Origin of the sequence: Streptomyces sp. 1222.5 (assembly GCF_900105245.1) — a bacterium.
GTDB classification, from domain to species: Bacteria; Actinomycetota; Actinomycetes; order Streptomycetales; family Streptomycetaceae; genus Streptomyces; species Streptomyces albidocamelliae.
Map to the genome: position 1 here is coordinate 595,697 of NZ_FNSZ01000001.1, position 12,257 is coordinate 607,953.

General features: G+C 71.0%; 12 protein-coding genes and 1 pseudogene. 8 read left to right on the forward strand and 5 right to left on the reverse strand.

The genetic code is table 11. The features are described from left to right. The first annotated feature begins 37 nt into the window (after nucleotides 1-37). The 8 genes from BLW57_RS02860 (at nucleotide 38) to BLW57_RS02890 (ending at nucleotide 6,918) form a co-directional block, all read left to right on the forward strand. Nucleotides 38-691, forward strand: coding sequence for a GntR family transcriptional regulator (locus tag BLW57_RS02860; protein ID WP_093471886.1), 654 nt, complete (start codon nucleotides 38-40; stop codon nucleotides 689-691). Between the two features lie 88 nt (nucleotides 692-779). Continuing rightward, nucleotides 780-1,628, forward strand: a complete 849-nt coding sequence (locus tag BLW57_RS02865) for an STAS domain-containing protein (RefSeq protein WP_093471888.1) — start codon at nucleotides 780-782, stop codon at nucleotides 1,626-1,628. Continuing rightward, nucleotides 1,625-1,993 carry an STAS domain-containing protein gene (locus BLW57_RS02870; RefSeq protein WP_093471889.1) on the forward strand — a complete coding sequence of 123 codons (369 nt, stop codon included), beginning with the start codon at nucleotides 1,625-1,627 and terminating at the stop codon, nucleotides 1,991-1,993. The genes BLW57_RS02865 and BLW57_RS02870 overlap by 4 nt, the downstream gene beginning before the upstream one ends. Continuing rightward, a complete protein-coding gene (locus BLW57_RS02875; RefSeq protein ID WP_093471891.1) occupies nucleotides 1,990-2,409 on the forward strand; it encodes an anti-sigma regulatory factor in 420 nt (139 codons plus the stop codon). Before BLW57_RS02870 ends, BLW57_RS02875 begins: the two co-directional genes overlap by 4 nt. Then, nucleotides 2,406-3,443, forward strand: a complete 1,038-nt coding sequence (locus BLW57_RS02880; RefSeq protein ID WP_256339357.1) for an ATP-binding SpoIIE family protein phosphatase — start codon at nucleotides 2,406-2,408, stop codon at nucleotides 3,441-3,443. The genes BLW57_RS02875 and BLW57_RS02880 overlap by 4 nt, the downstream gene beginning before the upstream one ends. Then, nucleotides 3,440-3,844: a hypothetical protein gene (locus tag BLW57_RS02885; RefSeq protein ID WP_093471894.1), complete on the forward strand. Its 405-nt coding sequence runs from the start codon at nucleotides 3,440-3,442 to the stop codon at nucleotides 3,842-3,844. The genes BLW57_RS02880 and BLW57_RS02885 overlap by 4 nt, the downstream gene beginning before the upstream one ends. A 114-nt stretch (nucleotides 3,845-3,958) precedes the next feature. Continuing rightward, nucleotides 3,959-4,081 carry a hypothetical protein gene (locus tag BLW57_RS42095; protein ID WP_256339358.1) on the forward strand — a complete coding sequence of 41 codons (123 nt, stop codon included), beginning with the start codon at nucleotides 3,959-3,961 and terminating at the stop codon, nucleotides 4,079-4,081. Between the two features lie 167 nt (nucleotides 4,082-4,248). Further along, the gene (locus BLW57_RS02890) at nucleotides 4,249-6,918 is read left to right on the forward strand and encodes an ABC transporter substrate-binding protein (RefSeq protein ID WP_143051579.1); all 2,670 of its coding nucleotides are present in this window, start codon (nucleotides 4,249-4,251) and stop codon (nucleotides 6,916-6,918) included. Nucleotides 6,919-6,951: 33 nt separating this feature from the next. On the opposite strand, the gene BLW57_RS02895 is transcribed toward BLW57_RS02890, so the two are convergent. The 5 genes and pseudogenes from BLW57_RS02895 to BLW57_RS02915 form a co-directional block, all read right to left on the reverse strand. Then, the gene (locus tag BLW57_RS02895; protein WP_093471897.1) at nucleotides 6,952-8,250 is read right to left on the reverse strand and encodes a PP2C family protein-serine/threonine phosphatase; all 1,299 of its coding nucleotides are present in this window, start codon (nucleotides 8,248-8,250) and stop codon (nucleotides 6,952-6,954) included. 58 nt (nucleotides 8,251-8,308) lie between these two features. Beyond that, the gene (locus BLW57_RS02900; protein ID WP_093471898.1) at nucleotides 8,309-9,007 is read right to left on the reverse strand and encodes an SDR family oxidoreductase; all 699 of its coding nucleotides are present in this window, start codon (nucleotides 9,005-9,007) and stop codon (nucleotides 8,309-8,311) included. A 203-nt stretch (nucleotides 9,008-9,210) separates the two neighbouring features. Beyond that, nucleotides 9,211-9,755 (reverse strand): annotated as a pseudogene (locus BLW57_RS02905) (DUF1295 domain-containing protein); the annotation flags it as partial. A gap of 28 nt (nucleotides 9,756-9,783) precedes the next feature. Next, nucleotides 9,784-10,440 (reverse strand): fasciclin domain-containing protein, encoded by a 657-nt coding sequence (locus tag BLW57_RS02910; protein WP_093471900.1) that lies wholly within the window; start codon nucleotides 10,438-10,440, stop codon nucleotides 9,784-9,786. A gap of 102 nt (nucleotides 10,441-10,542) precedes the next feature. Continuing rightward, a complete protein-coding gene (locus tag BLW57_RS02915) occupies nucleotides 10,543-12,183 on the reverse strand; it encodes a molybdopterin-dependent oxidoreductase (RefSeq protein WP_371127770.1) in 1,641 nt (546 codons plus the stop codon). Nucleotides 12,184-12,257 lie beyond the last annotated feature (74 nt).

The window sequence follows — 12,257 nt, forward strand, 5'->3', positions numbered from 1 at the left end:
AGGAGCGCCGTAGGACAGCGTCAAGGGAGGTTCCGGGGTGACTTCGTCGACCGTTGTCGGCCCCGGTGGGGGAACGCTGGCCGACCGGGCCTACCGCTCCATCTCCGACCGCCTGGTGACCCTCCGGATCCATCCCGGGGAACCGATCAACGACGAGCGGATCGCCGCCGAGCTCGGCTTCGGACGCACCCCGGTCCGCGAGGCGCTCAAGCGGCTGGAGCACGAGCGGCTGATCGTCTCCTACCCCCGGCGCGGAACCTTCGCCACGGAGGTGCAGATCGCCGACCTCGGCCACATCTCGGAGGTCCGCAAACAGCTGGAGCCCCTCGCGGCGAGCATGGCCGCACAGCGCGCCGGCGAGCGCGACCGTCAGGACCTCGAAGGACTGCTCGCAGAGCTGGCGGACGCGTCCGACCGCGGGGCCGACCTCATCCGGCTCGACATGACCGTGCACCGCGCGCTCTACGCCGCGACTCGGAATCCCTACCTCGAGGACACCCTGATCAGGTACGACAACCTGGCCACACGCATCTGGTGCCTCTTCCTCGACCGGCTGCCGGGCCTGGCGGGCCATGTGCACGAGCACGGGCCTCTGCTGCGCGCCGTCATCGACGGTGACGCGGAGAAGGCCGCGGACCTCGCCTCGGGACACGTGGCAGGGTTCGAGGCGGCGATCCGCAGCGTCATCTGACCCGCCCCGCCGCGGGCGGTCGCCACCCCTCATCACGTGTGCCGTAAGGTCTCTTTGGCATATACAGCTAACGTTTGGTGGGGATGACGTGACGATCGACAGCAACTCCCGGCATCTGACCGAGAGGCTGACCGCCGAGCGCGACGCCTTCCTCACGCAGTGGGCCCGGGTGGTCGGCATGGACGTGCAGGGCCGCCTGAGCACGGTCGAACTGGAGCGTGAACTGGGCGAGTTGTACGACGCCGTCGTCGCCGCCCTCACCACGGGCGGACTGGACGGCAGGGGCGAGCACTTCCGGGAGGTGCGCAGCCTGTTGATCGAGCTTTCCCGCAACCGCGCCCGGCAGGGTTTCACGCCCACGGAGACCGCCCGATGCGTCTTCGCCCTCAAGGAGGTGCTGGAGCCGACTCTCGCCGGGGACGAGAACGGCATGCGTACGTATCTGCAGTTCGCGCGGCTCCTCGACGACCTGGGTCTGCTGACGACGGAGGCGTACGTACGCACCCGGGAGGAGATCATCTCCTCGCAGGCCGAGCAGCTGCTGGAGCTGTCCACCCCGGTCGTCCAGCTGTGGAAGGGCGTGGTCGGCGTTCCCCTCGTTGGCACGCTCGACTCGGCCCGTACCCAGGTGGTGATGGAGAAACTGCTGCAGAACCTGGTCGACAGCGACTCCACCCACGCCATCATCGACATCACCGGCGTCCCGACCGTGGACACCCAGGTCGCCCAGCACCTGCTGAAGACGGTGGTGGCCGCCCGCATGATGGGCGCGCAGTGCATCATCTCCGGCATACGCCCGCAGATCGCCCAGACGATCGTGGCGCTGGGGATCGAGTTCGGTGACATCCCCACCAACGCCTCGCTGTCCGACGCGCTGCGCCGGGCGCTGAAGGAAATCGCCCAGGACGCCGAGGACGATGTGCGGGGTCTGCTGTGACCGACCGCGTCCCCGTACTCAAGATCGGCGAGATCCTGCTGGTCTCCATCCAGACGGACCTCGAGGACCAGATGGTGATGGACCTCCAGGAAGACCTGTCGAACCGTATCGTCGCCGACGACGCCAAGGGCGTCGTCATCGACATCTCCGCACTGGAGATCGTCGACTCCTTCGTCGGCCGGATGCTGGCCACCAATGCGGCGATCTCGCGCGTTCTCGGCGCGGAGACCATCGTCGTCGGCATGCGGCCCGCCGTCGCCATGACGCTCGTCGAACTCGGCCTCTCCCTCCAGGGTGTCCGGACGGCCCTCAATCTGGAGCGCGGGCTGAAACTCCTGCGTCGTCTCAGCGCGAGCCGCGCATGAAGAACTACGGCACCGCGAGCGCCTCGATCGAGACCGTCTCGGTTGCCACCAGCAGCGACGTCGTCTCCGCCCGCCAGATGGTGCGTTCCCTCGCGCACAGCAACGGTCTGTCGCTGATCCATCAGACGAAACTGGTCACGGCCGCGAGTGAACTCGGACGCAACATGCTGGTCTACGGCGGTGGGGGCGTCGTACGGGCGGCTGCCGTCGACGACGCCGGCCGCTGCGGCATCTTCGTGGAGTTTGAGGACCAAGGGCCGGGTATAGCGGATCTGGAGCTTGCGCTCACCGACGGGTGGACCTCGGGCAACGGCATGGGGCTCGGGCTCAGTGGCGCCAAGCGGCTCGTCGACGAGTTCGACATCGAATCGGGTCCCGGGGGTACCACTGTGCGCATTGTGAAGTGGGGCAGGTGAACGGCACTTTTGTCGGCGCGGCCGGCGAAGTCTGCTGGCTGAGGTCGGACATCGCGCTGGCCGCGGCGGCCCGCCGTCAGGCGGGGCTGCTGGCCCGCGGCATCTGCCTGTCCGAGGAGCGGGTTGCACGCTTCGAACTGTGCGTGACGGAGATGGCGACCAATCTCCTCAAGTACGCCGACGACGGCTCCCTGGCGCTGCGCCTCGTACGCGTTCGCGACCGCGTGGGCGTGGAGTGTCTGTCCCTGGACAGCGGTCCCGGGATCGACGACGTCCAGCGGGCGCTGCGCGACGGCACCTCCGCGTCCGGGAGCCTCGGCATCGGCATGGGCGCCATCGAACGGCTCGCCGACGTCTCCGGCATCCACTCCCTGCGCGGCCGGGGCACCGTCGTCCAGGCGCGCTTCTGGGCGGACGGGCAGGTGCCGCCGCCCGGTCCCGCGGAGACCGACGGGCTGACCCGGCCGATCAGTGGCGAGCAGGTCTGCGGTGACACGTGGGCCGTGCGCGCGGTCGAGAGCGACGGCGCCGAGGCGCTGCTGCTGATGATGTGCGACGGGCTCGGGCACGGGCCCCTGGCAGCCCGCGTCGCCGACCGGGCCGAGGAAGCCTTCCGGGACAGCCGGCACAGCCGTCCGGAGACCGTGCTGCAGGACGTGCACAGCAGTCTGCGCGGCACCCGCGGTGCCGCGGTGGCGATCGCTCTGCTCGACCCGGCCGGGCAGCGTGTGCAGCTGTGCGGGGCCGGCAACATCTCGGCACTGGTCGCGTCCGCGGACACCCGCACCGGGCTGCTGTCCATGCCGGGGATCGTCGGGGCGCAGCTGCCGCGTCCGCGTTCCTTCGAGGCCGCGTTCCCGCCCGGCGCCGCCCTGATCATGCACTCCGACGGCCTCAGCGACCGCTGGAAGCCGGCGGACTTCCCCGGCCTGTTCGCACAGAACCCCTCGCTCATCGCCGCGCAGATCCTCAACCAGGCCGCGGTCCGCCGGGACGACGCCGGAATCGTCGTGGCGGTGCACAGGCAGCCGTGATCGCCGGAAGGTCTCTGCACGAGCTGATCACCATCGCCCTGGGGGAGGCGAGGGACGTGGTCACCCTGCGCCGTTGCACACAGGCGGTCTGCCGTGCCACGGGGGTGGCGGGCACTCCCCTGGTGCGGCTGACCACCGTCGTGAGCGAGGCCGGCGAGCACCTCCTCGGTACGCAGGACCTCACCGCGGAGCTGTGCCTGGAGGAGTCCGGCACCGTCGCGGTCGCCGTGCGGTTCCGCTGGAGAGAGGAACGCCGTCCGTCGGACGCCCTGCTGGCCACGGCCGCCCGGCTGCTCGACGCCACCCGTCTGGAGCCCGTCGCGGACAACGGCCGCCATGAACTCGTCCTCTCCAAGCGTGCTCCGGCCCGGGCCGGGTCCTGGCCCTGTACTCGGAGCTGACGAGCGAGCTCCAGGCGACGAACAGCGGCGTCGTGGCCCTGTACGCGGAGCTGGAGGACAACACAACGGCGCCACACAGATCTCCAGCTCTCCCTGAGCCATCTCGCCGAGACCGTGAGCGCGGCTCCCACCGGGCCGGAAGAAGCCTGCACCCACCTGCTGGAGCACCTGCCGCCGGACGGCAGTGACGACGTGGCCCTGATGGTCGTACGGCTGCACGCCGTCCGAACCGTCTGACCGACGCCGCCGGCCGGGGACGGAGGGCGACTGGGGCAGAGTCGCGTCATCCGCCGCCGCGGAAACGATCCGAATCACTCATTAGGTTTCAGTGATTGCTTTAGCCCGATTCGGCGGACATCACTCATGGCATGTTGACCTCCTCACACCGCCTCGGGAGGATCCGCGTGCCCAACTCCCCCACGCCCATGGACGCGTCGCCGCGCTACCCCAGGTGGGCCGACCGACTCATACGCCAGCTGGACGCCTTCGCCGCCACCCGGTCCGGAGCGGAGCGAGTGCCGGCCCTCGTCCTCAGCCGTCAGGAGGGCGGCGACGCCAGGTCACCCGCGTTCATGATCCGGGAGTACGCGCACCGGCTCTCACCGGTCCGCGGCACCTCCCACTTCCAGGTGCCGCATGCCGTCGTCGACGACCAGGAGCTCACCGGCGGCTTCCTCGCGGCGATCGACCGCGTGGCCCTGCGGTTCCAGCTCACGATGCCGTCGGGACGGCTGCGGCTGCCCTCCTTCCACACCTGCCGGGCCGTGCTGGAGGCGGAGCGGGGCACGGGGGATCTCCAGGCCCAACAGCAGCCGATCGTCGACGACCTGTACACCGCGCTGCTGACGAGGCGGAGGTCGCTGCGGACCGGCGCGCGCGTCGCGGAGCTGTTGGGGCAGCACCTCCTGACCGGCTGGCTGCAAGGGCTCGTCGCCGCGCTGATCGTCGGCTTTCCCAAGCTCTGCTACCGCTTCCACCTGCGCCACCGGGGTCTGCGCTGGGTCGCGGACGAGAGCAACGCGTCCTGCTTCCTGGACGCGGCACTGACCTTCTGCCGCGACGGCGAGCTGGACCGCGACGATCCGCGGGTGCGGCGGATCCTGCTGCGCGCGCTGCTCACCGACCTGCGGAAGGCCACCCGGAGCAGGACCTGGCTGAGCCATCTGTGGGCCCGGCGCCGGTGGTCCTTCGTCGTCCTCGTCCCGGAGATCGACGACGTGGACGGCGCCGGCCGGGCGTTCCTCGGCGCCTTCGAGGAACTCGCCGGCGACCAGCCGTCCAGACCCCTCCTGGTCCTGGCCGCCTGCGCGGGTCCGCCCCCGGCGTACGCCGCCCCGCTCGACGCCGACCTGAGCCGGCCGAACGGCATCCCCGACAAGGTCTTCACCTACCTCAAGGAAGGCAGTGCCGAGCCCGTACGTCTCGTCACCCTGCCGGCCGAGGACGACACCGAGGGCAAGGCGAAGGAGAGGATCGAGACCCACCCCGGTGTCATGGTCCGCAGGGACAGCCCCCTGGACTGGATGCGTCCGGCCGTGCTTCCCGCGCTGGCCCTGGCGAGCGCCGGCGTCCTCCTGGCCCCGCACTACCTCTGGCCGACGCCCCCACCCAAGCCGCCGGCGGCGCCCTCGTGCGTCACGGTCGGGACGGGCGAGCGGGTGGGCGTCACGGACGGCAGGCAGTGCAGCCTCGCCGTGCCGGGAAGCCGCGGGAAGGAACTGCGCGACCTCGAACGCCAGGTCGCCGAGGAGAACGCCCTCGTCCCGGGCGGGCGTTACCGCACTCTGGTCTTCCTCGCTCCTCTCAGCCTCCAGAACGGCGTCTACGACGATCCGCCGGTGGGACTGCAGATCCTGCGCGGTGCGATCGCGCAGCAGCACCGGCTCAACGCCGGGGTCCGCCAGAACAAGATGCCGATCCGGCTGCTGATCGCCAACACCGGCCAGTACTTCAAGTACGGTGCCAGGAACGCGCGGTCACCGAAGGATCCCGACGTCACCCGGATGATCGTCGAACGTCGGCGGAAGGACCACATCGCCGCCGTCATCGGGCTCACGCAGAGCCGGCCGGAGTCGCTCGAAGCGGCCCGGGAACTCGACCAGGCCGGCATCCCGGTCATCGCCAACGCAGTGACCGGCAGCAACATGGTCGGGCCCGACTCGCCGCAGCGCTACTTCCAGATCTCCGCACCCAACGCGCGGGTCGCGCCGGTCCTCGCCGACTTCATCGAACACTCCCCCACCGTGCACGGCCTCAGCAGCGGCACACCGCACGCCGTGGTCGTGTACGACCCGACCGACGCATACTTCAGCACGGACCTGAAGAACCTGTTCCTCGACTCCTACGGCAAGCACGGCGGCGTCGACCTGGTCGGCTTCAGCGAGAAACCCGGGGCGACCACACCGGACAACATCGCGACGGACGTGTGCAACAAGGTCTCCGCCACCCACGGCATCATCGTGTACCTGGGCCGTTCCGGGGTCCTGCCCAGCCTGCTCAACGCCATGCAGAGCGCGGGCGGACACTGCCAGCCACCGGAGGGCAGCACCATCCCGCTGATCGCCGAGAGCGCCCCCATCGACTTCCAGCTCCATCCGGCCGAGACGGCGCGCGCGTACCCGTACATGACGCTCCTGTACGAGACGGCGAACGCCCCCACGCAGGACCCTCGCGACCCCTACGCGCAGTTCACCCGGGATTTCGCGGCCGTCTTCGGCGGCCGCAGCGCCGACGCCGACGCCGCCGGCGGTTTCGACACGGTGGGCATCGTCACCAAGGTCGTCGAGAACCTGCTCCCGGCGTCCCACGACGTGCAGCCCAACGACATCTACCTGTGGCTCACCGCCCACGGAGTGTCCCAGTACCCCGGCGCCTCGGGTGTGCTGCGACTGGACGGCAAGCACAAGTACCCGCCGGACAAAGCGGTGTTCATCCGCGAGATCGGCCAGCCGGACGGCGCGACGGCCACCCTGCTCAGCTGCGGGATACTGCCCAACCGGCAGCACCCGGCGCGCTGGGGGTCCGCGCCCGACACCTTCCCCTGCCCCCGGGACGGCACCCCGCCCGCCTTCTGATCCGGTGCCGAGGACGGCTGCACGACGGGGCGGTCAGAGACCGACCACGATCAGTGCGATGTCGTCGCGTGCGCCATGGCTGACCCCCAGGCGCTCCAGCAGTGCGTCGGCCAGGTCGTCCGGGGTCTGCCCGAGGCAGTCGCGCAGGGTGTCGGTCAGACGCTGCAGTCCCTTGTCGATGTCTTCGTCACGGCGCTCGATCAGGCCGTCGGTGTAGAGGACCAGGGTGTCCCCCGGGTGGTAGGCGGAGCCCGCCTGGGGGCGCGGCACATGTGTGGGTCTGGCGCCGAGGGGCGGGTCGGTGGCCTGGTCCAGGAGTTGGCAGGTGCCGTCGGGGCGCATGAGGACGGGCGGCGGATGACCCGCGCTGGAGTAGATGACCAGCCGGGAGCGGGTGTCGACCAGCGCGGTGACGGCGGTCGCCGCCAGTGCGCCGTCGACGGAGCGGGCGTACAGGCCCAGCACCTCGAGCGCCTGGGCCGGGCCCGCCACGGCACGACTGGCCGCCGACAACGCGCTGCGCAACATGCCCATGACAGTGGCGGCCTCCAGTCCGTGGCCGACCACGTCGCCGACGGCCACGAAGAAGCGCCCGTCGGTCAGGTCGACGGCGTCGTACCAGTCGCCGCACACGTTCAGCGAGCCGATCGCCGGCAGGTAGCGCACCGCCATGTTGGAGTGCCGCGCCAGGTCGGGCGAGTGGAGCATGGCCTCCTGCAACGTCATCGCCACCTGCCGCTCGCGCGCGTGCGCCCGCCGCAGTTCCTCGTTCAACCGTTCCAGTTCCTTGGCGCGGGCGTACAGCTCCGCCTCCAGGCCCGCGGGCGGGGGGCCCGGCCGGTCGACGGGTTCCGGCCGCCGCCGCTCACGGCGGCTGCGGACGTAGCCGGTCACGTCCTCGACCCGATGGATGATCCACGCGACCTTGCCGTCCGGTCCGAGCACGGGGGTGTTGACCGGCGACCACCAGCGTTCCTCGAAGGAGCCCGGCTGCCTGGTGACGGGGATGTCGTACCGCTGGACGGCCATGGTGTCGGCCCTCCCCGTGGTGAGCACCCGTTGCAGGGAGGCCGACAGGTTCCGCCTGCCGTCGGCCTCCGGGTCGGCCGGGTTGTCGGGGAACGCCTCGAAGATGTACTGCCCGATCAGTTCCTGACGGGTGCGGCCGGTGACCCGGCAGTAGGCGGCGTTCACCCCGACGATCACCAGACCGGGGTCGACGACCAGGTAGGGGCTGGGTGTGGCGGCGAACAGCGCAGCGTAGTCGACCAGGTCACCGCTCGGCTGCTCTCCGACATCAGTAGCACCCACGTGTCCAATGTAAGCGGGCATCGCCCGGCAGGCTCGCGTACGCGCGGCCACCACGGAGGACCACCGTCGCGGGGCGCGGTCAGCGTCCGGCGTACAGCGTCTCCAGGTCTCCCGAGAGCGCGGCGCGCACACGCCGGGTGACGTCGTCGGCGAGCACCTCGGGTGCGTCGTCGAGCAGGGCGGCCATCGTCATCTCGGCCACGTCGGCCGGGAGGATCTTCGGGGAGTCGATGTCCGCCGCGAGGTCGGTGTCCACGTAGCCCGCGTGCACGCCGACGACCAGCGTGCCCTGTTCGCGCAGCGCCAGCCGGAAGGCGTTCGTCAGCGACCACTGGGCGGACTTGGAGGCCGCGTAGCTCGGGAGCCGCCGGTTGGCCACCCAGGACGCCACGGACAGCATGGTGACGAGAGCCCCGCCGCCGTTGGCGGCCAGCACGGGCGCGAACGCCCGGGACACGGCCCAGGTGCCGAAGTAGTTGACCTCCATCTCGCGCCGTGCGCCGTCGAACGACCCTTCGAGGAGGGCCGGACCACCCGCGACGCCGGCGTTGTTGATGACGATGGTGACGTCGTCCGCGGTGCGCGCCGCCGCGGCCACCTGCTCCTCGTCGGTGACGTCCAGCCGCAGCGGGGTGACTCCGGGTTCACGCATGCTCTCCGGATCCCGGACACCGGCGTAGACCTTGGCGGCACCGTGCGCGAGCAGCGCCCGGGCGAAGGCCAGGCCGATGCCGCGGTTGGCTCCCGTGACGAGAGCGGCGGAACCCTTGATGTCCATGGTCGGCCCTCCTGTGAGGGAATGGAATGTCGAACGTCCTGCCGGCCCGGCGGACACCGTCACTCGACGCAGGGCGTGAATCCGGCAGCGGCGTGCGGGAAAGGGCCGGACACCTCCCGGCCCTCGTCCCAGTCTCCCCTTCCGGCATGCTGATCGCCTTCCGGCACGGGCGGCGGACCGGACCGGCCGGGGACCCGGCCCGGTCAACGGGGCCGGCGCGGCGGCCGGGGAAAGAAGGAGCCGGTGCGTGCCGCGTACGCGTCCCAACCGGGAAGTCCGGCCATGTGCCGTTCCAGCAACCGTTTCCCGCTTCCGTCGATCAGCAGCACGCTCATCACCAGGGGCGGGGCGACGGACACGGCCGTCGCCTGCCATCCGCCGTCGCAGGCGACGAGGAACAGCCCCCACCAGACACAGAAGTCCCCGCAGTAGTCGGGTGCCGGGTGAAGGGCCACAGCCCCCGGTCCATGACGCGGCCACGGTTGGCCGGATCCGCCTTGAAACGGGCCGGCTGGGCGTCGCCGACGGCCTCGAAGAACAGCCCGACGGCCCAGCCGGCCGTGCCCGCCCAGGCCAGGGCGGACAGCGGCCGGGACGGGTACTGGGCCGCCTGCACCGGCAGGGACACCACCTGGACCAGGGCCCCCTGGAGCAGGTAGATCATCCGCAGGGCGTACGGGTTCCGGTCGCCCCGCGTGCGGGCCGGCATCGCCTCGTACCGCGGGTCCTCACCGTGGCCGCGGCCCCGGTGCGGGGCCGGCGGGCGCTGGGGGGCGTCACATCTTGGGCATCAGGACGGTGTCGACGATGTAGACGTTGGCGTTGGCGGTCCTGACGTTGCCGCAGACGACCTTGGCGGTGTCGTCGACCGTGTAGGACTCGCCCGATCCGGAGGTCGTCACCTTGGACTTCTCCAGCGTGTCGAAGGAGCCGTTCTCCAGGTCCTTCGGCGCGAGCTTCCGGCCGACGACGTGGTAGGTGAGGATCTTCGTCAGCTGGGCCTTGTCGGCCAGGGCCTTGTCCAGGGTCGCCTTGGGGATCTTCTTGAAGGCGTCGTTGGTCGGCGCGAACACCGTGATGTTCTGGGCGTTGTTGAGGGTGTCGACCAGGCCGGCCTTCTTCACCGCGGTCACGAGGGTGGAGAGCGCCGGGTTGTTGGAGGCGGCGGTGGCCACCGGGTCCTTGGCCATGCCGTCGAAGGAACCGGCGCCGTTCTTCGGCACGGCGGAACAAGCCGCACCGAACGGCTGGTCCATGCTGCTCGCGCCGCTGCTCGAACCGTTCATGTCGGCACCGCCCTTCGTGGCCGAGGCCGACGCCTTGCCGGCGGAGTCGGACTTGTCCGAATCGCCGCCGGAGCAGGCGGTGAGGGCCAGGGGCAGTACGGCGGCCGCGGCGAGAAGGCCGGTGGTACGGCGGATACGCGTGTTCATCATGTTCTCCTGTTGAATCGCGCAGCACTGTGCGGCTGCGTCAGGGGGTGTGGGGAAAGTGGCTCTGGAGGGCATGAGGCCCAGGTGACGAGGCCGGCCGCATCATTCGACGGTCACGACCACCGAGTGCCATCCGCTGGCGCCGTCGGGAACGGTGCGGGTGCGTCTGTCCGTCTGCACGGCTCCCGTGCGGTCGGTGGCGCGCACCGTGAGGGTGTGGCTGCCTTGGGTGGCCTGCCAGGCGAGGGACCACTGGCGCCAGGTGTCCCGGGTGTCCTCGGCTGCCAGGTGGGTCTCCTGCCAGGGGCCGTCGTCGACGCGGACCTCGACCTTGTCGACGCCCCTGTGCTGGGCCCAGGCGACGCCGGCGACCATCACCGTGCCGGCCTCGGGCCGGGCGAACGGCCTGGGGGTGTCGATGCGCGACTGGGTCTTGACGGGAGCCTTGCGCGCCCACCCGCGCTTGACCCAGTAGGGGTCGTAGGAGGCGAAGGTGGTGAGTTCGATGTCCTCGATCCACTTGCAGGCCGACACGTAGCCGTACAGGCCGGGGACGACCATCCGGACGGGGAAGCCGTGTTCGAAGGGCAGGGGTTCGCCGTTCATGCCGAGGGCGAGCATCGCGTCGCGGCCGTCCATGACGTCCTCGACCGGACTGCCGATCGTCATGCCGTCCACCGAGCGGGCGACCAGCTGGTCCGCCGGTCCACCGCGGGAGGGGGGCCGCACCCCGCACTCGGCGAGCAGATCGGCCAGTCGTACGCCGGTCCAGCGGGCGTTGCCGACATAGGGCCCGCCGACCTCGTTCGACACGCACGTGAGGGTGATGTCCCGCTCGATCAGCTCCCTGCGCAGCAAGTCGTCGAAGGTGTGGACGGCCGGACGGCGCACCCCCTTGCCGTGTACGCGCAGCCGCCAGCCGGTGGCGTCCACCTTGGGCACCACCAGCGCGGTGTCCACCCGGTAGAAGTCCTCGTTCGGGGTGACGAAGGGACTGATCCCGGGGACCCGCGGCCCCGCCCGCTTCGGTACCGGCTGCGCCGGTGACCCTGGGCGCGGCAGTACGACCCGCCGGCGCGAGGCGACGGCGTTCTGGCCGCGCGAGCCGTTCAGCGACCGTCCGACGGCACCCACGGCGGCCGAGGCCGTCGCGGCGGAGGCGGCAGCCACCACGAACCCGCGGCGGTCCCAGTCCTCGGCGGCGGTCCTCTCAGCTCCCCCTTCCCCGGCCGCGGTCCCGGACTCCGGTGAGGATGACTCCCTCACCGTGGTCAGGCGGTGGACCAGGACGTACAGCAGCAGCGCTCCGAGGAGCGCCCCCACGACGGACGGCAGGGCGTCGGTGATGCCCTGGGAGTCGGGGCGGCTGAGGGCGGCCGCCGCCCCGACGGCCCCGAAGAGCAGGACCCCGGCGGCCCCGGCCCGCCTGAACCGTGTCGCCAGCACACCCAACCCCAGGGCCAGCACGGTCAGTACGGCGAGGATGCCGAGCTGCAGGACGAGCTTGTCGTCGGTGCCGAAGTGGCGGATCGCCCAGTCCTTGACCGGGGCGGGCGTCGCGTCGATGGCCGCGCCTCCGACCGCGACGACCGGACCGGCCTGCGGCCGCACCGCCGCCGCGGCCAGTTCTGCCACGGCCAGGGCGGCGCAGCCGGCGAGCACTCCGCTCAGCGCGCCCAGCGCGCCCAGCGCAGGACGCGGCGGAACCGGCCGTGTTCGCTGATCCTTCTCTTCGTCCCTCACGCCGGGAATCCGGTTCTGCCCGCCCACCGGATTGGTGATCGCCCCGATCAGGTGAAAGAAGATCTCGCGCCAAT

What these genes read in the sequence shown, in the direction of transcription:
- BLW57_RS02875 (WP_093471891.1), top strand. Translation starts at nt 1,990, where the DNA reads ATGAAGAACTACGGCACCGCGAGCGCCTCGATCGAGACCGTCTCGGTT.
- BLW57_RS02895 (WP_093471897.1), bottom strand. Translation starts at nt 8,250, where the DNA reads ATGCCCGCTTACATTGGACACGTGGGTGCTACTGATGTCGGAGAGCAG.
- BLW57_RS02900 (WP_093471898.1), bottom strand. Translation starts at nt 9,007, where the DNA reads ATGGACATCAAGGGTTCCGCCGCTCTCGTCACGGGAGCCAACCGCGGC.
- BLW57_RS02910 (WP_093471900.1), bottom strand. Translation starts at nt 10,440, where the DNA reads ATGAACACGCGTATCCGCCGTACCACCGGCCTTCTCGCCGCGGCCGCC.